The 26,598-nt window shown below is 56.5% G+C and carries 5 protein-coding genes; 1 reads left to right on the forward strand and 4 read right to left on the reverse strand.

Going from position 1 to position 26,598, the window contains the following annotated elements; translation table 11 throughout:
- Positions 1–219 precede the first annotated feature (219 nt).
- The 3 genes from ulaA to PSI22_RS14695 are packed head-to-tail and all read right to left on the reverse strand — an operon-like array spanning position 220 to position 2,258.
- Entirely contained in the window at positions 220–1,476 is a 1,257-nt protein-coding gene (gene ulaA / locus PSI22_RS14685; protein WP_273580399.1) for a PTS ascorbate transporter subunit IIC, read from the reverse strand.
- Positions 1,477–1,488: 12 nt separating this feature from the next.
- Positions 1,489–1,776, reverse strand: coding sequence for a PTS sugar transporter subunit IIB (locus PSI22_RS14690; RefSeq protein WP_273580400.1), 288 nt, complete (start codon positions 1,774–1,776; stop codon positions 1,489–1,491).
- A gap of 38 nt (positions 1,777–1,814) precedes the next feature.
- Positions 1,815–2,258 (reverse strand): PTS sugar transporter subunit IIA, encoded by a 444-nt coding sequence (locus PSI22_RS14695; protein ID WP_273580401.1) that lies wholly within the window; start codon positions 2,256–2,258, stop codon positions 1,815–1,817.
- 263 nt (positions 2,259–2,521) lie between these two features.
- Here PSI22_RS14695 and yegD point away from each other — a divergent pair, with 263 nt between their 5' ends.
- Positions 2,522–3,874 (forward strand): molecular chaperone, encoded by a 1,353-nt coding sequence (yegD, locus tag PSI22_RS14700; RefSeq protein WP_273580402.1) that lies wholly within the window; start codon positions 2,522–2,524, stop codon positions 3,872–3,874.
- A gap of 238 nt (positions 3,875–4,112) precedes the next feature.
- Here yegD and PSI22_RS14705 read toward each other — a convergent pair.
- A partial coding sequence (locus PSI22_RS14705; RefSeq protein ID WP_273580403.1) for a non-ribosomal peptide synthetase occupies positions 4,113–26,598 on the reverse strand: 22,486 nt, incomplete at its 5' end.

Consider the following 26,598-nt stretch of genomic DNA (forward strand, 5'->3'; position numbering starts at 1 on the left):
CAATGAATATCTAGTTTGAAATGCTCACTCTTTATCCTCATCTTGGTTTGGTTACTTAAATGATCGGTTTAATCTTGTTAATAGGAGAGACGGTGATGAGTAACACGGATTACACGTTACCTATAAACCTCAGTTTACAGCCAGCATGTATCATGCTGGCTGTGTGATTTGTTCAGTGTTCTGGCGTGATTTTTCTGAATAGTAAAAGTTGGGTAAAGATTAGCGAATGATAATCCCCAACAAAATGCCTATTACGCCAAAATCGGCATCACTGAAGGTGGTATTGGCGATACCGACACTTCCCAGAACGGGCAGTAAGAACACGGGTAGAAAGGTAATCAGCAGCCCCTGAGCGAAGGCTCCCAGAATAGCACCTCTTCTTCCTCCCAGCGCATTGCCAAAAACTCCCGCTGCCGCACCGACAAAAAAGTGAGGCACAACACCCGGAATAATCACGGTCATGTTGAGTGCATAGAGGATAAGCATGCTAATGATCCCTGCTACAAAACTGCTCAAAAAGCCAACCAACACCGCATTGGGGGCATAAGGAAACACCACCGGGCAATCTAACGCAGGCTTGGCATTGGGCACCAATTTATCGGAAATGCCTTTGAATGCTGGCACAATCTCAGCAATCACCATTCTGATGCCTTGCAAAATGATATAGACACCAGCCGCAAATGTGATGGACTGCATCAAGGCAAATATAAGCCAGTTTTTTCCTCCACTGACTTTTTCGACAAAATCCTCTCCGGCAAACAAACAGGTAATTATGAAAATGATGGCCATTGTAAAAGAGATAGCGACAGGGGTGTCACGCAGAAACAGCAGGCTTTTCGGCACATCCATATCTTCTGTTGAATGGGATGTATTGCCCAGTTTACTGCCAATAAAACCGGCTAACAGGTAAGAAAGTGTTGAGAAATGCCCAAGGGCAACCTCATCGGAGCCGGTGACTTTTTTCATGTAAGGATGAATAATGGCTGGAAAAAACACCATCGATACCCCAACAATCAGAGAACCAATCGCAACCAGCAAGATGCCGTTAAAGCCAGCCATTGCGAGAATCACCGCCACCATCATGGACATAAACAGTGTATGGTGCCCAGTCAGGAAAATAAATTTCCATGGTGTAAAACGGGCAATCAGGATATTGATAATCATCGCAAAAAACATGATCATCGCCATCTCTCGGCCAAAATCTTTCTGAGCAATCGACACGATAGCCTCATTATTTGGCACAACTCCTTGAATGGAAAAAGCATGCTGGAAGATGGTGGAGAATCCTCCCAGAGAATTGACAATCAGCCCTGCTCCAGCTCCTAAGATCACAAATCCCATGATTGTTTTTACGGTGCCTTTAATACATTCCGTCACCGGTTTTTTCTGGGCAAGTAGACCAATCAAAGCAATGATTCCGACTAGAATCGCAGGCTCTGATAGCACATCGTTCATCAGAAAATGCAAAAATTCCATATCTGCCTCCAATCACAATGCACTGAGTTCACGCAAAGCCGCAGATAAACGAGTTTTCATCGCGGATTTATCGAGCATGTTTTCCAGCGCAACAATTTTTCCATTCACTTGCTGGATGATCAGTTGTTCAGTGATGTCCTTTGTTCCAACAAATATATCGCTGATAGTTCCTTTGGCTGAACCTAAATCGACGTGATCAACGCTAGCATCAACGCCTAACTCTTTCAGGATATTTTTAATGCTGATTTCCATCATTAGGCTGGTGCCTAAACCGTTACCGCAAACCACTGTAATTTTCATCATAATTTCCCGTAATAAACTCAGATTAAGCGTGCTGATTAATAGTGTTGGATAACTAAAAGGATCTCTTCTTGAGTACTGGCCTGTATTAAGCGGTTGATATCCTGTTGACTATCAAAAAGTTCTGCGAGCTTAGCGATTGCGCCAATATGGCTACTACTGTCAGTCGCTGCCAATACGATAAGTAATTTGATGGGATCATTGCCCTCTGAGCCGAACGCCACGCCTTTACTGATGACGGTCAAACTCAGCGCAAGGCGATTGGCACCTTCTTCCGGCCTTGCATGCGGCATTGCGATACCTGAGCCGACAACATAATAGGGGCCGAGTTCTTCATGAGAACGGCAAATGGCATCGACATAACGAGGTTCAATCGCCCCGTTATTAATAAGTGGTTGACATGAAATTGCGATGGCTTCACGCCAGTCTTTTACACAGGATATTCTCTGGATAACGTCAGGGGATAATAGGTTGTTTAGCATGATGTTCTCCTTATTAAGTTTATTTTTCAGAATCCAGTAACAAGGCATCACAGCACGATATTGGATCATGCTGGTTAGATAATTTGGTGATGAAATTAATTACTGAGGAATAACCCATTTAAATGGTCGTGCTATCTCTATTTATAGATCACATTTTTCATAGCGCTATCATTTGTTATTGAAAAGTCGCTCGCGCACCCATCTGATTTGCGATAGCATTTGCGGCCTTTTTTACGATTTTCCACGATTAGAGGAGGCAACATATGTTCATCGGTTTTGACTATGGCACATCAAATTGCTCAGTCGCGAAGATGATGGGTAATACACCACAACTGCTTGCTATTGAGCATGACAATTTCTACATGCCTTCGACGTTAGCAGCCCCGACTCGTGAATCAGTTTCTGAACACTTGTTTCGTCACCGGAATATCCGACCGGGCAATCAAGTGGGGGAGCAGCTTCTTCGCAGCGCGATAGCTACAAATCGTGAGGAAGGTATCGAGCTTCTTTCGGAAGATATCGTCTTTGGGCAAGCGGCGTTGAATCGATATCTGGAAGATCCGCAAGAAATTTACTACGTGAAATCGCCGAAATCTTTCCTGGGTGCAATGGGACTGAGAGAGATACAAATCAGCTTCTTTGAGGATTTGGTCTGCGCCATGATGGCAAATATCAAGCAGCGGGCAGAAGCCAATGTACAGCAGAGCATTGAAGACGTGGTGATTGGGCGGCCGATTAACTTTCATGGTCGTGGCGGAGATAAATCGAACCAACAGGCTGAGACAATTTTGCTCCATGCTGCAAAACGTGCAGGGTTTCGCAACATTGAGTTCCAATTTGAACCTGTGGCAGCAGGTCTGGAATATGAAGATACTCTGACCGAAAATAAAATTGTTCTGGTGGTCGATATTGGCGGCGGAACGACAGATTGTTCCCTCATCCAAATGGGGCCGGATTGGAAAGGGAAGTCTGAGCGCAACGAGAGCTTATTGGCGCACAGCGGGCAGCGTGTCGGCGGTAATGATTTGGATATCAATCTGACCTTTAAACAACTGATGCATCCTTTTGGATTGGGAAGTCAATTTGCATCAGGTATTGAAATGCCACTGATCCAATTTTGGAACCCCATTGCCATCAACGACATACAAGCGCAAAAAGAATTTTACTCTCGCGAGAACCTGAGAGCGTTAAAATCCCTGCATATGGAAGCACAGGAGCCAGAGAAATTAGCGCGATTATTGAAGGTATATCACGACACACTGGGATATAGCTTAGTCCGCAGTGCAGAAGAAGCCAAAATTGCCCTCTCAGATCAATCTGAGCATCGTGTGAAATTGAACCTACTATCGGAAGTGATTGAGATTGATCTTCATCGTGATCAAATGATTACAGCGATTGAATCTACCAAAGACAAAATGGCTAAATTAGTCAGTGAGGCGGTGGAACAGGGTGGCACCAAGCCAGATGTTATCTTCATGACCGGTGGTTCAGCGAGCTCTCCGATCCTTCGCCAAGCGGTGGAGCAAGTATTGCCGGGCATCCCGCTGGTCAGCGGTAACTACTTTGGTTCAGTGACTACCGGTTTGGCGCGTTGGGCAAAAGTTTGTTTCGCTTAATGACGTGAGTCTGATTATCGTAGTTTCGATAATTATCCTTGATATTTACCTTTAACTGGGTGTACAGGACTCGCCTTTTCCACAAAGCGGCACCAGCCTCTCACGCGCGAGGCCGGCAAAGTCTCCGTTGGTAGGCATGAGCTGGTTTTCGGCAGGCCTACATGGCGGCCGATCCAGCTCCAGAAGATCTAGCCAGCTCTGGACTAGGGAGGTTTCCACCTCTCTGACAAGTGCTTACTCATTTATCCTTCCGACCAGATCCGTGAGGTTTTACATATCCGAACCAAACCGCAGACCTTGGGTTGTTCGCGTAATCCAATTTCTGCCATAGCCCAGTAACAAAGTGCTCAATCTGCGGGCTGGACAACATGGTCATGTGGTTACCGGGTACATGCATAGTGCTGAGTTGAGCAACGTGTGTATTCCACAGGGTTTCGCGTGTTTTCGTTTCATCCACATCTCCCTCTTCTGCGCTAATCAGATGAACAAGACCCTCATAGCGAGCACGAGGCGTATAGCCAGTGTTCAGATTGGCTTGCATGACGCGAACGACACCTTGCAGCAGTGACATTGGTGTTTTAGCTGGGAAGAGACCTGCGTTCACCAGAGCACGAAGTAGATATTGAAGCTGTTCATCCGGAGCCCGATCGTCAAAATCTTGCTTCGTAAGCGGCAGCGGTCGATCCAATATCATATTGTAGATCTCAATCAGCTTCATTATCGTTTCGGTACGGTTGACTGGCTTGGGAGTACGACCTTGCGGATCAGGTTCATCGGTATCGACGAGGATAAGGTCAGAGACTTGTTCCCCTTCAGCCTGTAATTGCAAGGCCATCTCGAAGGCGATCCAGCCCCCGAAAGAATGACCCAGCAGGTGATAGGGACCATGGGGTTGCGTTTGACGGATGATCTGGATATAGGCACGAGCGGCACCTTCGACACTGACATAGGGAAAATTGTGTTCGTCAGTCAGGCCCAGGCCGCGTGCCTGTAAGGCGTAGACTGGGAGTTGCTGTGGGAACGACAGCGTCAGTCCGAGGAGGCTAGAGGCGCTGGCACCTGCACCGGGCATGCAAAATAGCGGCGGAACCGACCGAGACCCGCTTTGGATGATAACGCGTGGGTCGTAGGGAGGAGCGGGCAGTAAGTGCTCGGTGAGTGAATCCGCTATCTGGTTGAGCGAAGGGGGACGCATGATGGAGAAATGCGTTCCACCGATAGCGTGGAGTGTCGAATCAATGCCGACGATATCATGCCAACCGTGCCAAATTTCTCCGTTGAGTGCCTCATCCGCGGTATACAGGTGGATGGGCAAGGGGGATTTTGGCGCGATATAGTCTTGACCCAGTTGTGTAATGATCTCGGAGGTGTATAGGCGAAGGAGGATATCCTCGCGTGTGATACTGGTCGGCAGCCATTGGTGTTCAATACAGCGGTCAAGGATTTGGTTCACATCACTGAGATCGTGAAGTTCTTCTAATATCTGCTCATCATTAGCGCCGATTTGAGCACGCAGTGAGTCAATGATTATCTCAATTCGTTTTGCTTCCTTGTCTACTGGCTGGTCGGTGGTGATTTCTAGCCCATTTATGGAGTTATAGGAATCGATCATACCGAGAAATTCTACCGTCTCGCCGCAGCTCATGAATTGTTGCGCCATCTCATAGGCGATCAAGCCACCAATTGACCATCCGGCGAGACGATAGGGGCCTTGTGGCTGAACGCGACGAATAGCCTGAATATGGCAGGCCGCGAGCGCCTCAAGCGACGTTGGGGGATGCTCCAGCGTGTGGATGCCAAGGGCTTGCAGCGCATAGACGGGAAGCTCAGGCGGCAGTAAGGCTGCCAGTGGCGAATAGACCAGTGGATCGCCGGAAGTCTCGTGTACCAAGAACAAGGGTGGCAGGCAGCCTGTTGGGTTTAGCGGCACGGGATTCGCATCGAACGGGGACGTTGATTGGGCAAAACGCTCGCCAATGGCTATCGCCAGATCACACAACGTCGGATGAGCGAACAAGGTGGTCAGCGGAACCGCCATGTCTTGCTCGCGCATGCGGTTCAGCAACTGCACAGCGAGCAGCGAGTGACCGCCAAGCTCAAAAAAGTGGTCGTGACGGCCGACCTGATCCAGTCCCAATAAGTCTTGCCAGATCTGCGCCAAGGCGGTTTCCGCCGCACTGATCGGGGCCTGATAGCCATGCGCCACCACGGCGGATGAATCAGGGGCGGGGAGCGCCTGACGGTCAAGTTTGCCGTTGGGGGTCAGCGGGAAAGCGTCGAGTGTCATAAAGGCGCTGGGCAACATGTACTCGGCGAGGTGCCGGGCAAGCTGCTGGCGCAGTTCAGCGGGAATCAGCTCACCGCCGTCCAGAGGTCGTACATAGGCGACCAGACGTTTCTGGCCCGGCTCGTCTTCGCGTGCCAGCACCACCGCTTCGCGCACGCCGTGACATTGCATCAGTTGCGCCTCGATCTCACCGAGTTCGATACGGAAGCCACGTAGTTTGACCTGAAAGTCATTACGGCCGAGATAGTCGATATTGCCATCGGGATGCCAGCGGCCGAGGTCGCCAGTCTTGTACATGCGGCCGTCCGGTGTCGGGGAGAACGGATCGGCGGGGAAGCGTTCGGCGGTCAATTCGGGGCGGTTCAGGTAGCCACGGGCAACGCCGGCACCGGCGATATGGATTTCGCCAGCCACACCAAGGGGTACAGGCTGACCATGTGGGTTGAGAATATAGATCTGGGTGTTGGCGATCGGGCGGCCGATATGACTGGCAAAGCCCTCCGTCCGGTTCATCCGTATCCAGGTCGAATAAGTCGTTGTCTCAGAGGGACCATACAGATTGCACACATCCTGTACGGATGAGTGGGCAAACAAATGCTCAACAACGTGCGGTTTCAATGCTTCACCGGCCAAATTGACCGTCCGGGCGGTTGCGGGAACCGCGTTAACCTCGATCAAATGCGCGATGGCCGACGGCACGGTGTTGATCAGGCTGACCGGCTGTTCGGTGGTGACCAGCGACAACGCATCAGGAACGAGATGAACCGTGCCGCCAGAGACGAGTGGTGCAAAGCATTCGTACACCGCTAAATCAAAATTAAGTGAAGTAGCGAAAAGCGTATGTGCCAATTCCTCTGGGCTGAAAGTCCGCTGCGCCCAGGTGAGGAAATTCACGGTATTACGGTGAGCGATCGCCACCCCTTTGGGTAAGCCGGTAGAACCGGAAGTGTAGATTACATACGCCAGATGGCGTGACGTTAGCCCCAGCGTCTGCGGCTCCGGATTGTCAGTGGGTTGTGCTGCCAGAGCCGGTTCTTGGGCGTCGAGCACCACCGTAGGCACGGGGCTGACCAGTCTGGTAACCCATGTCGTCTGGGTCAGTAAGGCCACAGGTGCCGCGTCATCAAGCATATACACCAGTCGTTCGGTCGGATAAGCCGGATCGAGCGGCACATAGGCGCCGCCCGCTTTGAGAATAGCGAGCAGGCTCACCACCATCTCCGGGCTGCGTTCCAGACAAATTGCCACCCGATCATCTGGGCGCACCCCCAGCGCAATCAGATGATGAGCCAGACGATTGGCGCGGCGGTTCAGTTCGCTATAACTGAGCGCATGCTCCCCGCATACCACGGCGGTGGCATCGGGATGGTACGCTGCCTGAGCTTCGAACAGTTGGTGGATCAGCGCGTTCTGCGGGAAGTCCGCCTGAGTCGCGTTGAAGTCCACCAGCAGTTGTTGGCGTTCGTCTTCGGGCAGCACGTCCAAGTCCAGCGCAGGCGTATCTGGCGCTTCAATTAGTATCGATATCAATTGTTCTATCGCTCTTGTGAGATAGGTATTTATTCTATTTGGATCAATATCATTGACGGTTTGAGCTGACAGTACAAAATATTCACCATCATCATCAATGGACATTTCAAATGGGTAATTGGTGCGCTCGCAGCTATCCAAACTTGCCAGACCAAACAGATCCAGACTAGGTGTACGGGTATTTTTGTCATTACCGTGTCGGAAATTTAGCAGGGCACTGAACAGGGACATGCCACCGAGTCCACTGCAACGCTGTGCAAGCGACAATGGGGTCTGTTCGTAAAGCAGCAGGCTGGCGCATGCGTCGTTCGTCATTTTGACGAGTTCATCTACGCTGCTTCCTCTTAGCTTCAGTCTCAAGGGCAGGGTATTGATGAACATGCCTAAAGCGCGTGCACTCCCATCAACTCCCGACATGCGGCCTGACAAAACGGTGCCAAATACAATGTCATCGCGTCCACTCGTGCGTGCGACGACGAGCGCCCAAGCTGCGTGGAACAAAATTGCGGGGTTAGTACCAAAGCGGCGCGCTGTTTTACGAATTGTTTGTGAGAGTTCAACATCAAGAACCTTCCGTGCCGCCGCATTATGCTCGCCATTCCCCTGAACATCAGCTAGGCCAAAAGGCGCGGTGGCCTCGTCGATATCGGCCAGCAATGTCCGGAAGAAGGCTTCCGCTTCCTGAGTTTTACCTTCCTGGCGTGCATAGGCGACAAAGTTACGATAAGGAACGGATGGCAGCAAATCCGCGCCAAGTCCCATCAGGAAAGCGGCCGTTTCTGCGAGCAAACACCGGAGTGAGAGGTTATCGTCGATGATGTGATGCAACTGGAACAAGACGTATAACTTGGACGAATATGGTTCGGTGGCGACTTGCAACCGTATCAGTGGAGCATGGGACAAATCCATGTGCTGATGTGACAGCGCCATGCGCGCTTGCATACTGGCAACCACGTCACTATCGTCATCGAATGTCAGGACATTGACCGGCAATTGTGCGTGTCGATGTACCACTTGAACGGGTTGGGATAACCCGATCCAGTGGATAGACGTACGCAGGATATCGTGCCGGTCGATGACGGCTTGTAATGCCGCAATGAATGCATCAAGTTTTGTCTGGTTTTCGACGCTCAACAGCGACGATATAACGTATGGATCTCTGTTCGGCTGAAGCAGGTGATGGAACAGGATACCTTCCTGTAGCGGCGCGAGCGGATAGATATCCTGCACATGGGGCACTCCGCCGGGGATCGCGTCAGCGATGGTATCAATCTCAGCCTGGGACAGCGAGACCAGAGGCAGCATATCGGGCGTGATGGCGGTGCAGCCTTCGGGGATGCGATTGGGCGGCACCACGAAGGTGTCGGCGTCACTCTGGGACTTCAGGATAGCTTGCGCCATATCGATGAGGACAGGTACGGAGAACACGCTGCGAACGTCGAGCTGCCAACCAAGGCCACGCAGCCGCTCAATCAGACTGACGATCATCAGCGAATGACCACCTAGTTCAAAGAAATGGTCGTGGCGGCCGACCCGCTCCAGTCCCAATAGGTTTTGCCAGATTTGCGCCAGGGCGGTTTCCACCTCACCGACCGGGGCTTCATAGCCGCGTGCCACCACGGCGGACGAGTCGGGCGTAGGGAGCGCCTGACGGTCGAGTTTGCCGTTGGGGGTAAGCGGGAAAGCGTCGAGCGTCATAAAGGCGCGGGGCAGCATGTACTCGGCAAGGTGCTGGGTAAGCTGCTGACGCAGTTCGGCGGGAACCAGTTCAACGCCGTCTAAAGGCCGCAGATAGGCGACCAGGCGTTTCTGTCCCGGTTCGTCTTCGCGCGCCAGTACCACCGCTTCGCGCACGCCGTGACATTGCACCAATCGGGACTCAATCTCGCCGAGCTCAATTCGGAAGCCGCGCAGTTTGACCTGGAAGTCATTACGGCCGAGATAGTCGAGATGGCCGTCGGGGAGCCAGCGGCCGAGGTCACCGGTCTTGTACATACGGGCGTCCGGATCAGAAGAGAACGGATCGGCAAGGAAACGTTCAGCGGTCAGTTCAGGACGGTTCAGGTAGCCACGGGCGACACCGGCACCGGAAATATAGATTTCGCCAGTGACACCGAGAGGAACGGGTTGGCCGTGGGTGCCGAGGATATATGCCCGCAGATCGGGTAGCGGCTGGCCGATCAAACTGCCACGTCCCAGGGTGATGTCGGATTCCGTGAGTTCACGATAGGTGGCATGCACGGTGATCTCGGTGATGCCGTACATATTGACTAAACGGGTCTGTCGGGTGGGGTTACGAGCGACCCACGGGGCAAGTGTATGCAACTCCAACGCTTCTCCCCCAAAGATGATGCAGCGCAGGGAATGCGGCGTGGCATCCTGGGCAGAAATCAACGGGCGAAAAGCACTGGGCGTTTGATTCAGTACGGTGACTTGCTCACGGCACAGCAGCGCATAGAAGGCCTGCGGTGAATGGATACAGTCAGTCGGTACGACGATCAGCCGGCCACCATGAGACAAGGCACCCCAGAGTTCCCACACCGAGAAATCGAAAGCAAAGGAATGGAACAGGGTCCACACATCATTGCCACCAAACTGGAAACGTTCTTGGGTGGCGGCTAACAGGCGGGTGACATGGGCGTGCTCGACCATCACCCCCTTGGGTAATCCGGTGGAGCCGGAGGTGTAGATGACATACGCCAGATGGCGTGACGTCAGCCCCAGTGCCTGTGTATCCGGATTGTGATCCGGTTGCGCCATCAGGGATGCATCCTGGGCATCGAGTACGATTGTGGGTATGGGCGCAGGGACGTGGCTGGTCAGCGTGTCAACCTGTGTTGTCTGGGTCAGCAAAGCTACTGGTGTCGCATCATTAAGCATATACGCCAGCCGCTCGGCCGGATAAGTCGGATCGAGCGGCACATAGGCGCCACCGGCCTTGAGGATGGCGAGCAAACCGACCACCAGTTCCAGGCTGCGTTCGACACAAATCGCCACCCGATCGTCCGGACGCACACCTAGCGCAATCAAACGATGGGCGAGACGATTGGCGCGGCGGTTCAGTTCACCATAGCTGAATGTCTGGTCCTCAAACACCACGGCGGTGGCACCGGGAGAATGTGCCGCCTGAGCCTCGAACCGCTGATGGATCAGGGTGTTCTGCGGGAAGTCTACTTGGATGGCATTGAAGCCGGTCAGCAATTGTTGCCGCTCCGATGCCGGCAAGATTGGCACTTGCAGGATGGGTTGTTGCGGGTCGCTGACCAGCGCCTTGACCAAGCCGCTGATAGCGGTGGCCAGATAAGTGGTCACGCGAGCCGGATCGATACTCGTCACAGTCTGGGCAGTCAGGCGGAAACCGATCCCCTGATCATCCACCGAGAGGGTAACCGGATAGTTGGTTCGCCCTTCGGTTGCGACGATACGCATGCCTGCCCAAATCGTATCAACCGCGCCGGTTTCGTCGGCTTGACTATGACGGTAATTGAGCAAGGCACTGAACAGCGGCATCGGTTGAGCCACACCACTACAGCGCTGCGCCAGCGCCAACGGTGCCTGTTCGTGCTCTAGCAACATTGTGAGGCTGCGGTAGGTGGCTTGAACTGCTTCCTGTACGCTGCAATCGGCCAGAGAGATCCGCACCGGCAGCGTATTGATAAACATGCCCAGAACTCGGTCGGCACCCGCGCCTCCTTGCAGGCGACCCAGCAGCACGGAGCCAAAGATCACATCGTCGCGGCCGCTGGTTTGTGCCAGCACTTGCCCCCAAGCGACATGGAACAGCACGCTTGGACTGACTCCCAGACGGCGGGCCTGAGCGCGGATAGCCTCTGCCAAATTGGGGGTGAGCAAGAGACGGGCTTCGGTGACGGGTTCACCGTCGCCCTGCACTTTGAGCACACCGAATGGCGCTGTCGGTTCGTCGACATCAGCGAGTTGGGAGCGGAAGTAGGCCTCATGCACCGTGTCCGGCACGCTCAGGGTCTGGGCGATAAAGTCGCGGTAGGGCAGCGCGGCGGGCAGTGTTTGGGCTTGCCCCTGTAACAGCAGGGCAATTTCGGCAAAAATAAGCGACAGCGTCATTTGGTCGCTGACCAGATGATGGAAACGCAGGGCCAGCAGCCATTCATCCTGTGCCGGATCGTGGGCAATGTCGGCGGCGAACAGTGGCGCGCGGTTCAGGTCGAGACGGTGCTGGTGTGGATCAGTATAAGCCCGTAACTGAGCCGTGACGTCGTCCTCTGTGGCTGGGGTAAAGTGATTGACCCACAGCGGCGCCTGACGCCAGACCACCTGAACCGGCTGCGTCAGCCCTTGCCAGCAGGCAGCGGTACGCAGGATATCGTGGCGGTCGATGACTTGTTGCAGCGCGGTCAGAAAAGCATCGAGATGTTGGCGGGTGTCGAAGGCAAGCAGAGTTTGCAACAGATAGGCATCGCCTTGTGCCTGTAACAGGTGATGGAACAGGATACCTTCCTGCAACGGTGCCAATGGATAGATATCTTGTACATTGCTCGCTCCGCCGGGGATCATGCCGACGATAGCATCAATCTCAGCCTGAGACAGCGAAACCAGAGACAGCATATCGGGCGTGAGGGCAGTGCAGCCCGCGGGGATACGGTTGGGCGGCACCACGAAGGCGTCGGCAGCATCTTGATGTATCAGGATGGTTTGCGCCAGTTCAGCAAGGACGGGGGCGGCGAATACGCTGCGAACGTCGAGCCGCCAGCCGAAGCCACGCAGTCGCTCGATCAAACTGACGATCATCAGCGAATGTCCACCGAGTTCAAAGAAGTGATCGTGACGGCCGACCCGTTCTAGCCCCAGCAGGTTTTGCCAGATCTGGGCGAGAGCGTTTTCTACCTCTCCCACTGGCGCTTCATAATTACGTGTCACCACGGCGGACGGGTCAGGCGCGGGAAGCGCCTGGCGGTCAAGTTTGCCGTTAGGGGTGAGTGGGAAAGCCTCAAGCGTCATAAAGGCACTGGGCAGCATATACTCGGCGAGCTGCCGGGAGAGTTGCAGACGCAGCTCGGCCGGAACCAATTCAGCGCCGGTTTGGGGCCGCAGATAGGCGACCAGCTGCTTGTGACCCGGCTCGTCTTCGCGCGCCAGAACCACCGCTTCGCGCACCCCGTGGCACTGTACCAATTTGGCCTCGATCTCGCCGAGCTCGATACGGAAACCCCGCAGTTTAACCTGAAAGTCGTTGCGGCCGAGATATTCGATATTGCCGTCGGGAAGCCAGCGGCCGAGGTCGCCGGTTTTGTACATACGGGCATCCGGATCGGCGGAGAACGGATCGGCAAGGAAACGTTCGGCGGTGAGTTCGGGGCGGTTCAGGTAGCCGCGGGCAACGCCAGCACCGGCGATATGGATTTCGCCAGTGACGCCCAAGGGAACGGGTTGGCCGTGGGGATCGAGGATATAGCTTTGGGTATTGGCGATGGGTCTGCCGATGACTGAAACATCCGGCACGCCGGCCATAGCACAGTATTCATACCAGGTCGCATCGCCATTGATTTCGGATGAACCGTAGAAATTCAGCAGATGGATCCAAGGGTAATCCGTTATTACCTGCCGAGCGAGCTCAGGCGCAAGTCGTTCCCCGCTGCAAATCAACGTCCTAATCGATTTCAGGTAATTGCCACTCCCCTGTATCAGGAGTTTCAGCAGCGAAGGCACCACCACCAGGTAGTTAACCTCGGCGTGGCGTAAGCCTTTGCCGAAACGCGTAAGATCTTTCACTTCATGGTTATCGAAAACAACCAGTTTGCCACCGGCCAGTAATACGCCAAGTGTCTCGGTCACTGAATCGACGAAGCTGATGCTGGTTTTCAGCGCTGCCACCAGTGGCGGTGTCACAATGTCGCGAACGAACCACAACAGCCGGTTACACAGGGCTTGATGGCTGCTCATCACTCCCTTGGGCAGCCCGGTGGAGCCGGAGGTGTAGATCACATACGCCAGATGGCGTGATGTCAGACCCAGCGTCTGCGCTTCTGGATTGTGGGTTGGCTGCGCTTCTATAAACGGTTCTTGGGTATCGAGTACCACCGTAGGTATAGCGCTGTTCAGCGTGTCGACCCATGCCATCTGGGTGAGCAATACCACGGGTGCCGCGTCATCCAGCATATACGCCAACCGCTCGGTCGGGTAAGCCGGATCGAGCGGCACATAGGCACCGCCTGCCTTGAGGATAGCGAGCAAACCGACCACCATCTCCAGGCTGCGTTCGACACAAATTGCTACCCGATCATCCGGGCGTACACCCAGATTGATCAGATGATGAGCCAGCCTATTGGCGCGGCGGTTCAGTTCGTCATAGTTGAGCGCCTGATCCCCGCACACCACGGCGGTGTCGGTGGGGTGGTGTGCCGCCTGAGCTTCGAATAGCTGGTGGATCAGGGTGTCTTGCGGGAAGTCCGCCTGGGTGGCGTTGAAGTTCACCAGCAGCTGTTGTCGTTCCGAGGTTGGCAGCATCGGCAGGCCGGCAATGGCTTGTGTCGTGTCAGCCGCCATCGCCGCCAGCACATGAGTCACATAGCCGACCATGCGCTCAACGGTCGCGTGGTCGAACAGATCGGCGGCATATTCCAGATCACCGACCAAACCGACCTCAGTTTCGGTCAGCGATAGCATCAGGTCAAAGTGAGCGCCATAGCGTACCTGTTCAACGGGAGCGAGCTGTAGGCCGGGCAACGACAAATCTTGGGTCGGGGTGTTATTTAAGGCCAGCATGACTTGGAAGACCGGGCTGTAGCTCAGACTGCGGTCGGGCTGCAAGGCTTCTACCACTTGCTCGAAGGGAAGATCCTGATGAGCATAGGCGGCGAGTGCTCGCTCACGAACCTGCGTGAGCAACCCGGCCACATTGGTGACGTCACCTGGCGTGACGCGTAAGGCCAGGGTATTGACAAAGAAGCCGATCAAACCCTCGAATTCGCGATGCTGGCGGTTAGCGACCGGGGTGCCGACAACGATATCATCCTGACCACTGAGCCGGGCAAGAACGATGCTCCAGGCGGTCAATACGGTCATAAACAAGGTGGTGTTATGGCGCTGTCCAAGCCCCTTAAGTGATGCCAGCAACGTAGTCTCAAGGTGGAGAGGCACTCGGCCACCGACATAGCTCTGCACCGGGGGACGTGGTCGGTCGGTGGGGAGTGTCAGCAAGGCTGGAGCGCCCTGAAGCTGGCTGCTCCAGAAGCCGTGCTGCTCGGCAAGGACTGCTCCCTGCAACCCGTCACGCTGCCAGACGGCATAATCGGCGTACTGAATGGGCAGTGGCGGCAATGGATCGCTGTGGCCGTCGAGGGCAGCGCGGTAGAGGGCGACAAGTTCGTGTACTAACACACCGATGGACCAGCCGTCAGCGATGATGTGATGTTGGGTGAGCAGCAACACATGCTCTTCGTCCGTCAATTGCAGTAGTTGACCGCGGATCAGTGGGCCTCGGATAAAGTCGAAGGGCGTCTGCGCTTCAAGGGCGGCGAGCTCGGTGACACGGTTGTTACGTACCGCTGAGTCTAACGGGCGCAGATCCTGGCAGGATAGCGCAAAGCCGATATCGGCGGGATCAATGTGCTGGCAGGGTTGGCCCTCGACCAGGATAAAGCGGGTGCGCAGGCTCTCTTGCCGGGCAACCAGGTGATCGAGTGCGGTGGTCAGTGCGTGGTGGTTGAGTGAGCCAGTAAGACGCAGCGCTGCCGGAATATGGTAGGCCTGGCTGGCAGCGGGATCGAGCTGCCCAAGGAACCATAGCCGTTGCTGGGCGAAGGATAGCGGAAGCAACTGGCTGCGGTCGGCCACAGGGATGATGACCTGAGTCGTCACGGAAGCGCCGGTGAGTGCGTGGGCCAGATCCGTCAGGATGGGCTGGGCAAAGAGTTGTTGTAGCGGCAATTCCCGCGCCAGATCTTGCCGTACACGCGCGGCGAGTTGGACGGCAAGCAGAGAATGGCCGCCGAGTTCAAAGAAGTGGTCATGACGGCCGACCTGCTCCAGCCCCAGTAAGTCTTGCCAGATCTGGGTCAGAGCGGTTTCTATTCTTCCCTGTGGCGGCTCATAGCCGCGTATCACCACGGCAGACGAGTCGGGGACAGGGAGTGCCTGACGGTCGAGTTTACCATTGGGGGTCAGCGGGAAGGACTCAAGCGTCATAAAAGCGCTGGGCAACATGTATTCGGCGAGGTGTTGAGAAAGTTGCTGACGCAGTTCGGCTGGAACCAGTTCAACACCGGTTTGGGGCAGCAGATAGGCAACCAGGCGCTTGTGGCCCGGCTCGTCTTCGCGGGTCAGAACCACCGCTTCGCGCACCCCGTGACATTGCACAAGACGAGCCTCTACCTCACCGGGCTCAATACGGAAGCCACGCAGTTTAACCTGATAGTCATTGCGGCCGAGATAGTCGATGTTGCCATCGAAAAGCCAGCGGCCGAGGTCGCCGGTTTTATACATGCGCGCGTCTGGATCGGCGGAGAACGGATTGGAAACGAAGCGCTCGGCGGTCAGTTCGGGACGGTTCAGGTAGCCACGGGCGACGCCGGCACCGGCAATATAGATTTCGCCGGCCACACCGAGGGGGGCGGGCTGGTTGTGGCAATCAAGGATATAGATCCGGGTATTGGCGATCGGACGGCCGATGGGAATAGCGTGAGCAACATCGACGGGTGATGCAATGTGATAGGTTGTGGCAAACGTCGTGGTTTCTGTCGGACCATAGCCGTTGATGAGATGTGCTGGCTGAGATTCAGCCAATTGTGCACGTTGAATCTTCCTGGGGTCGAGTACATCGCCGCCGATGAGCAGGTAGCGTAGTTGCCCAAGCAGGGGGCCGAGATCGCTGAGATATTCGTTGAACAAGCCGGCCGTTAGCCAAAGGGCGGTGACTTGCCCTTTGATCAGCGAATCGCAGAAACGTACCGGATCGAGCAGCACTGAGGGTGAAACCACATACAGACGCCCGCCATTTAGCAGAGCAGACCAGATTTCCCACGTTGATGCGTCAAAGGCAATATTGGCACAATGGGCAATGCAGTCATCGGAGCCAATATCGGCAAAACCATTATTGATGATGAGACGAAGGACATTCCGGTGTTCGACCATGACGCCTTTGGGCAACCCGGTGGAGCCTGAAGTGTAGATCACATATGCCAGATGGCGTGACGTCAGCCCTAGTGTCTGCGGCTCCGGGTTGTGGGTGGGTTGTGCTGCCACAGCCGGTTCCTGAGCATCGAGTACTATTATAGGTACGGGCGTAGTCACGGGGCTGACCAGCGTGTCAACCCATGCCGTCTGTGTGAGCAAGACCACGGGTGCCGCGTCATCAAGCATATAGGCCAACCGCTCGGCCGGATAAGCCGGATCGAGCGGGACATAAGCGCCGCCTGCCTTAAGAATAGCGAGTAAGCCGACTACCAGCTCCAGACTGCGTTCCAGACAAATCGCCACCCGATCGTCCGGCCGTACACCCAGCGCGATCAGATGATGAGCCAGTTGGTTGGCGCGGCAGTTCAGCTCGCCATAGCTCAGTACCTGATCCTCAAACACCACAGCGGTGGCATCGGGTTTGTATGCCACCTGAGACTCGAACAGTTGGTGGATCAGGGCGTTCTGTGGGAAGTGCGCCTGGGTGGCGTTGAAGTTCACCAGCAGTTGTTGCCGCTCTGCTGGCGGCAGGATCGGCACATCTCGAATCAACTGTTGCGGATGGTGGGTCAAAGCATCGACCAAGCCACTGATTGCCGTAGCCAGATAAGCGGTGACGCGGGTCGGGTCGATCCCCGTCACAGTTTGAGCGGTCAGATGGAAACCAGTTCCCAGATCATCGACTGACAGGGTGACCGGATAGTTGGTTCGCTCCTCTGTTGTTAAAATGCGCATACCTGCCCAGGTCGTCTCAGCTGTATCTGCCTTGCCGGCCTGATTATGACGGTAATTGAGCAAGGTACTGAACAGCGGTATCGACTGCGCCATGCCGCTACAGCGTTGAGCTAGCGCCAACGGTGCCTGCTCGTGCTCCAATAGCATGGTCAGACCGCGGTAGGTCGCCTGTACTACGGCCTGCACGCTGTGGTCGGCCAAAGAAACCCGCACTGGCAGAGTATTGATAAACATACCCAGTATTCGGTCAGCACCTGCACCCCCTTGCAGACGACCCAGCAGCACGGAGCCAAAGACCACATCATCGCGGCCGCTGGTCTGCGCCAGTACCTGAGCCCAGGCCACATGGAACAGTACGCCCGGACTGACCCCCAGACGGCGAGCCTGAGCGCGGATAGCCTCCGCCAAAGCAGGTATAAGTGGAAGACGGGCTTCGGTGACGAGTTCGCCGTCAGCCTGTACTTTGAGTACACCGAACGGCACCGTCGGTTCGTCGACGTCGGCGAGTTGATCGCGGAAGTAAGCCTCATGAACTGCAGCCGGTATGCTCAGGGTTTGGGCGATAAAGTTGCGGTAGGGCAGTACCGTAGGCAGCCTTTCGGCATGTCCCTGTAACAGCAGGGCAATTTCAGCAAAAATCAGCTCCAGCGTCATATGATCGCTGACCAGATGGTGGAAACGCAGAGCGAGCAGCCATTCATCTTGGGCCGGATCGTGGGCGATGTCGGCGGCGAACAGCGGCGCACGGCTCAGGTCGAGGCGATGTCGACGTGGATCAGTGTGAGTCCGTAGCTGGGCTGGAACGCCGTCTGCCGTGTCTGGGGTGAAGTGATTGATACACAGCAGCGCCTGACGCCAGACCACTTGAACCGGCTGCACCAATCCCTGCCAATAGGCGGCGGTGCGCAGGATATCGTGGCGGTCGATGACCTGCTGTAAAGCGTCCAGAAAAGTATCAAGACGTTCTCGGCTGTCAAAGGCGAGCAGGCTCTGTAGCAGATAGGCATCACCTTGTGTCTGTAGCAGGTGATGGAACAGGATGCCTTCCTGTAGTGGTGCCAGTGGATAGATATCCTGCACATTGGCCACTCCGCCGGGGATCACGTCGGCGATGGCATCAATTTCAGCCTGGGACAGCGAGACTAGGGGCAGCATATCGGGCGTGAGGACGGTGCAGCCTTCGGGGATGCGATTGGGTGGCACCACGAAAGCGTCGGTGTCACTCTGGAGGGTTTGTACCATTTCGGCGAGGACGGGCGCGGCGAACACGCTGCGAACCTCAAGCCGCCAACCAAGGCCGCGCAGCTCTTCGATCAGGCTGACGATCATCAGCGAATGACCACCCAGTTCAAAGAAATGGTCGTGGCGGCCGACCCGTTCCAGTCCCAACAGGTTTTGCCAGATTCGTGCCAGAGCGGTCTCCACCTCACCGACCGGGGCTTCATAGCCGCGCACCACTACGGCGGACGCGTCGGGGACAGGAAGCGCCTGACGGTCGAGTTTGCCGTTGGGGGTGAGCGGGAAAGCGTCGAGCGTCACAAAGGCGCTGGGCAGCATATATTCGGCAAGGTGCTGGGCGAGTTGCTGACGCAGTTCAGCCGGAACCAGTTCAACGCCGTCCTGAGGCCGCAAATAGGCGACCAGACGTTTCTGGCCCGGCTCGTCTTCGCGTGCCAGCACCACCGCTTCGCGCACGCCGTGACATTGCACCAATCGAGACTCAATCTCGCCGAGCTCAATGCGGAAGCCGCGCAGTTTGACCTGAAAGTCATTGCGGCCGAGATAGTCGAGATGGCCGTCGGAACGCCAGCGGCCGAGGTCACCGGTCTTGTACATACGGGCGTCCGGATCGAAGGAGAACGGATCGGCAAGGAAGCGCTCCGCGGTCAGTTCAGGCCGGTTCAGGTAGCCACGGGCCACGCCGGCACCGGCGATATGGATTTCGCCAGTGACACCGAGAGGAACAAGCTGACCGTGGGCATCAAGGATATATGCCCGCAAATCGGGTAGCGGCTGGCCGATCAAGCTGCCGCGTCCCAGAGTGATGTCGGATTCCGTGAGTTCACGATAGGTGGCATGCACGGTGATCTCGGTGATGCCGTACATATTGACCAGACGGGTCTGTCGGGTGGGGTTACGGGTGACCCACGGGGCAAGTGTATGCAACTCCAACGCTTCCCCCCCAAAGATGATGCAGCGCAGGGAATGCGGTGTGGCATCCTGGGCAGAAATCAACTGACGAAAAGCACTGGGCGTTTGATTCAGTACGGTGACTTGCTCACGGCACAGCAGCGCATAGAACGCCTGCGGTGAATGGAGACAGTCAGTCGGTACGACGATCAGCCGGCCGCCATGAGACAAGGCACCCCAAAGTTCCCACACCGAGAAATCGAAAGCAAAGGAATGGAATAGGGTCCACACATCATTGCCATCAAACTGGAAACGTTCTTGGGTGGCGGCTAACAGGCGGGTGACATGGGCGTGCTCGACCATCACCCCCTTGGGTAGTCCGGTGGAGCCCGAGGTGTAGATCACATACGCCAGGTGGCGTGACGTCAGCCCCAGCGTCGGCGTATCCGGATTATGATCCGGTTGCGCCGTCAGGGACGTCTCTTGGGCATCGAGTACGATTGTGGGTACGGGCGTAGAGACGGAGCGGGTCAGCGTGTCAACCCACGTCGTCTGGGTCAGCAACACCACGGGTGCGGCATCATCAAGCATATACGCCAGCCGTTCGGCCGGGTAAGTCGGGTCGAGCGGCACGTAGGCGCCACCGGCCTTGAGGATCGCGAGCAAACCGACCACCAGCTCCAGGCTGCGCTCGACACAAATTGCCACCCGATCATCCGGACGCACATCTAGCGTAATCAGATGATGGGCGAGACGATTGGCGCGGCGGTTCAGTTCACCATAGCTGAGCGTCTGATCCTCAAACACCACGGCGGTGGCATCGGGAGAATGTGCCGCCTGAGCCTCGAACCGCTGATGGATCAAGGTGTTCTGCGGGAAGTCTACTCGGAGGGCATTGAAGCCGGTCAGCAATTGTTGCCGCTCCGATGCCGGCAGTATCGGCAGATCCACAATAGTTTGTGTCGCATCGGCCGCCATCGCCTTCAGCACGTTTTCCAGATAACCGACCATGCGTTCAACGGTTGCGGAGTCGAACAGGTCGGCGGCATATTCCAGATCACCGACCAGACCCGCCTCGGTTTCGGTCAGCGATAACGTCAGGTCGAAGTGGGCGCTATGGCGCACCTGTTCAAGAGGCGTGAGTTGTAGACCGGGCAATGTCAGATCTTGGGCTGGGGTGTTGTTTAAGGTCAGCATCACCTGAAAGACGGGGCTGTAGCTCAGGCTGCGATCGGGCTGCAATGCTTCCACCACCTGCTCGAAGGGCAGATCCTGATGGGCATAGGCGGCGAGCGCACGCTCACGAACCTGCGCGAGCAAATCGGCCACACGAGGGGCATTACCCGGCGTGACGCGCAAGGCCAGAGTATTGACAAAGAAGCCGATCAGGTTCTCAAGTTCACGGTGCGGGCGGTTGGCGACCGGAGTGCCGATGACAATGTCATCCTGACCACTGAGCCGGGTGAGAACGATGCTCCAGGCGGTCAGTACGGTCATAAACAAGGTCGTGTTATGGCGCTGTCCGAGCCCCTTGAGCGATGCCAGCAAGGTCGCATCAAGCTGGAAGGGAACCCGATCGCCGGCATAGGTTTGCACCGACGGGCGCGGCCGATCGGTGGGGAGTTCCAAAAAGGTCGGGGCGTTCTGGAGCTGGGCGCACCAGAAATCGCGCTGCTCAGTAAGAACAGTTCCTTGCAGCCAGTCGCGTTGCCAGACCGCATAATCGGCGTACTGAATGGGCAGCGGCGGCAACAGATCGCTATGACCACCGAGGATAGCGCGGTAGAGGGTGCCCAGTTCGTGCACCAGCACACTGATGGACCAGCCGTCAGCCATGATGTGATGCTGAGTGAGCAGTAACACATGCTCCTCGTCCGCCAGTTGCAGCAATTGACCGCGGATCAGTGGCCCTTGGGTAAAGTCGAAAGGCGTCTGAGCTTCAAGGGTGGCGAGTTCGGCTACACGATGGGTGTGCGCCAGTGGTTCCAGTGGGCGCAGGTCCTGATAGGACAGGGTAAAGCCGATATCGGCGGGATCGATGTGCTGACAGGGCTGTCCTTCGACTAGGACAACGCGGGTGCGCAGGCTTTCCTGCCGGGCGACCAAGCGATCGAGTGCGGTGAGCAGGGCGTGGCGGTCAAGCTGGCCGGTGAGACGCAGCGCTACCGGGATATGGTAGGCCAGGCTGGCGGCGGGATCGAGCTGACTAAGGAACCACAGCCGTTGCTGGGCGAAAGACAATGGTAGCGGTCGGTTGTGATCGGCGGCGGGGATAGAGACCTGAGTGGTTGCCGACGTGCCGGTCAGCGTTTGGGCTAGCTCTGCCAGCAGGGGTTGGGCGAAAATCTGTTGTAGTGGCAACTCCCGCGCCAGATCCTGACGCACGCGTGCCACGAGCTGGACGGCAAGCAACGAATGGCCGCCGAGTTCAAAGAAGTGGTCGTGACGGCCGACCCGTTCCAGCCTCAGCAGGTCTTGCCAGATCTGAGCCAGTGTGATTTCTACTTTACCGACCGGGGCTTCATAGCCGCGTGCCACTATCGCGGACGGATCAGGGGCGGGGAGCGCCTGACGATCGAGTTTGCCGTTGGGGGTGAGCGGGAAGGCGTCGAGCGTCATAAAAGCACTGGGCAGCATGTACTCGGCAAGATGTTGGGCAAGCTGCTGGCGCAGCTCGGCTGGCACCAGCTTAACACCAGACTGGGGCAGCAGATAGGCAACCAGGCGCTTGTGGCCCGGCTCGTCTTCGCGGGTCAGCACCACGGCTTCGCGTACACCGGGGCATTGCACCAATTGAGCTTCAATTTCGCCGAGCTCGATACGGAAGCCGCGCAGTTTGACCTGAAAGTCATTGCGGCCGAGATATTCGATGTTGCCGTCGGGGCGCCAGCGGCCGAGATCGCCGGTCTTGTACATACGGGCGTCCGGGGCTGAGGAGAACGGATCGGCAAGGAAACGTTCGGCGGTCAGTTCGGGGCGGTTCAGGTAGCCACGGGCAATACCGGCACCCGCGATATGGATTTCGCCGGCCACGCCGAGAGGAACAGGTTGTCCTTGGGTATCCAGAATATAAATCTGGGTGTTGGCGATCGGGCGGCCGATGGGCGGTGCTCCTTCTTCCTGGCTATCGCACAGATAAATGGCTGCGCAAACCGTACTTTCAGTGGGTCCATAGGCATTAACCATACGCCGACCCTCAGCCCAGCGTTTGACCAGTGAGGGTGAGCAGGCCTCACCGCCTACGATCAGAGTTTGCAGTGTCACCGGGACTGTATCCAGTGCCGCCAACGCTGTTGGTGACAGCAGCACATGGGTAATGGCATGGGTTTCTAGCGTATTCAGCAGGGCAGCACCAGGCAGGAGATGGATACGCTGGGCAAGATGGAGGCAGGCGCCAGCTAGAAGTGCCATGCAGCATTCCCAGATGCCGGCGTCGAAGCTGTTTGAGGCAAATTGCAGGATACGGCTATCGGGTTTGATCGCCAGGATGCCTTGCTGAGTGGCGATCAGATTGCTCAGTCCGTGATGCTCGACCATCACCCCTTTGGGTAAACCGGTCGAGCCGGAGGTATAGATGACATACGCCAGATGACGTGACGTCAGACCGAGCGCCTGAGCGTCCGGATTGTAGTCTGGCTGCGCTGCCATAGCCGGTTCTTGGGCATCGAGTACGATTGTGGGTACGGGCGTAGATATGGGGCTGGTCAGCGTGTTAGCCAGTGTCGTTTGGGTGAGTAAAACTACCGGTGCCGCGTCATCAAGCATATAGGCCAACCGCTCGGCCGGATAGGCCGGATCGAGTGGTACATAGGCGCCGCCCGCCTTGAGGATACCCAGCAGACCGACCACCAGCTCCGGGCTGCGTTCGACACAAATCGCCACCCGATCGTCCGGACGCACGCCCAGCCCGATCAGATGATGGGCCAGCCGATTGGCGCGGCGGTTTAGTTCGCCATAGCTGAGTGTCTGATCCTCGTACACTACGGCAGTGGCGTCGGGGTTGTGTGCTACCTGAGCCTCGAACAGTTGGTGGATCAGGGCGTCCTGCGGGAAGTCCGCCTGAGTCGCGTTGAAATCCATCAACAATTGTTGCCGCTCCGAGGACGGTAGGATCGGTACATCCTGAATCAATCGTTGCGGGTCGCGAACCAGGGCATCGACCAGACCGCTGATGGCAGTAACCAGATAGGCGGTTACGCGAACCGGATCGATCCCGACTACGGCCTGAGCGGTCAGGTGGAAACCGGCTCCCAGATCATCCACCGACAGGGTGAGCGGATAGTTGCTCTGTTCCTCAACGGCGATCACGCGTATACCTGTCCAAATCGTGTTAACCGCGTCTGCCTCGCTGGTTTGGCTATGACGGTAATTAAGCAGGGCACTGAACAGCGGCATTGATTGCGGCACGCCACTACAGCGTTGTGCCAGCGCCAACGGTGCCTGCTCGTGCTCCAGCAGCGTCATCAAATCGCGGTAGGTGGCCTGCACCACTTCCTGCACACTGCGGCCGACCAGAGAGACTCGTACTGGCAGGGTATTGATAAACATCCCCAGTATACGATCAGCGCCAGCGACCCCTAACAGGCGACCCAGCAGCACAGAGCCAAAGACCACATCATTATGGCCGCTGGTTTGTGCCAGTACCTGAGCCCAGGCCACATGGAACAGTACGCCCGGACTGACTCCCAGACGACGAGCCTGAGCGCGGATAGCTTCTGCCAGAGCGGGTGTGATCGGGAGACGGGCTTCGGTGACAGGCTCGTTATCGCCCGGCACCTTGAGCACGCCGAACGGTGCCGTCGGTGTGTCGACGTCGGCAAGCTGGGCGCGGAAATAGGACTCATGCACTGCGGCCGGCACATTCAGAGTCTGGGCGATAAAGTTGCGGTAAGGCAGTGCTGTGGGGAGTGTCTCTGCCTGCCATTGTAGTATTTGGGCAATCTCAGCGAAAATCAGCTCCAGTGTCATATGGTCGCTGACCAGATGGTGGAAACGCAGAGCCAGCAGCCATTCATCCTGTGCCGGATCATGGGCGATGTCGCCAGCGAACAGCGGCGCACGGCTCAGGTCGAGACGGTGTTGGCGTGGATCGGTGTGAGCCAATAACTGAGCCGGGACATCGTCCGCTGTGGTTGGAGTAAAGCGATTGACACACAGCGGCGCCTGACGCCAGACCACCTGAACCGGTTGCGCCAATCCCTGCCAGCAGGCGGCGGTACGCAGGATATCGTGGCGGTCGATAACTTGTTGCAGCGCGGACAGGAAAGTATCAAGACGCTCGTGGCTGTCAAAGGCGAGCAGGCTCTGCAACAGATAGGCATCACCTTGTGCCTGTAGCAGATGATGGAACAGGATACCTTCCTGCAACGGTGCTAGCGGATAGATATCTTGCACATTGCTTGCTCCGCCGGGGATGGTGTCGACGATAGCATTAATCTCATCCTGGGACAGTGAGATGAGCGATAGCATGTCGGGGATGAGGGCGGTACAGTCTTCGGGGATACGGTTAGGCGGCACGACGAAGGCGTTGGTGTCACCCTGAATAGCCTGCGCCATCTCAGTGAGAGCGGGGGTGGCAAATACGCTGCGGACGTCGAGCCGCCAACCAAGTCCATGCAGCCGTTCGATCAGATTGACGATCATCAGCGAGTGGCCGCCGAGTTCAAAGAAGTGGTCGTGACGGCCGACTTGCTCCAGCCGCAACAGATCTTGCCAGATTTGTGCCAGAGCGATTTCCACCTCACCGACCGGAGTTTCATAGCCGCGAGCGACCACAGCAGACAGGTCGGGGGCAGGGAGCGCCTGACGGTCGAGTTTGCCGTTGGGGGTGAGCGGGAAGGCGTCGAGCGTCATAAAGGCGCTGGGCAGCATATACTCGGCGAGGCGCTGGGCAAGCTGTTGACGCAGTTCAGCGGGAACCAGCTCAACGCCGTCCAGAGGCCGCAGATAGGCGACCAGACGTTTCTGGCCCGGCTCGTCTTCACGCGCCAGTACCACCGCTTCGCGCACACCGCGACATTGCATCAGTTGGGTCTCTATCTCGCCAAGCTCAATGCGGAAGCCACGCAGTTTGACCTGAAAGTCATTGCGGCCGAGATATTCGATATTGCCGTCGGGACGCCAGCGGCCGAGGTCGCCGGTCTTGTACATACGAGCATCCGGATCGGCGGAGAACGGATCGGCAAGGAAACGCTCGGCCGTCAGTTCGGGGCGGTTCAGGTAGCCACGGGCAACACCAGCGCCAGCGATATGGATTTCGCCGGTCACACCGAGCGGAACGGGCTGACCGTAGGCATCGAGAATATAGATCCGGGTATTGGCGATCGGGCGGCCGATATGACTGGCAAAGCCCTCCGCCCGGTTCATCCGTATCCAGGTTGAATAAGTTGTCGTCTCAGAGGGACCATAAAGATTGCATACATCCTGTACGGATGTATCGGCAAACAAATGCTCAATGACGTGGGGTTTTAATGCTTCACCGGCCAAATTGACCGTCCGGGCGGTCATGGGAACCGCCTTGGCTTCAATCAAGTGCGCGATGGCTGATGGCACCGTGTTGATCAGGCTGACTGGTTGTGCTGCGGTCATCAGCGACAGCGCATCAGGGACGAGGTGAACTGTACTGCCAGAAAGCAGCGGCACAAAGCATTCGTACACCGCCAAATCAAAATTAAGCGAGGTGGCAAAAAGAGTATGTGCCAATTCCTCCGGGCTGAAAGTCCGTTGCGCCCAGGTGAGGAAATTCACCGTATTGCGGTGGGCGATCGCCACTCCCTTGGGCTGACCGGTCGAGCCTGAGGTATAGATCACATACGCCAGATGGCGTGATGTCAGCCCCAGCGCCTGCGCCTCTGGGTTGTGGATTGATTGTGCCGCCAGGGACGGTTCTTGG

The organism is Xenorhabdus aichiensis (assembly GCF_028598775.1).
Classification (GTDB): domain Bacteria; phylum Pseudomonadota; class Gammaproteobacteria; order Enterobacterales; family Enterobacteriaceae; genus Xenorhabdus; species Xenorhabdus bovienii.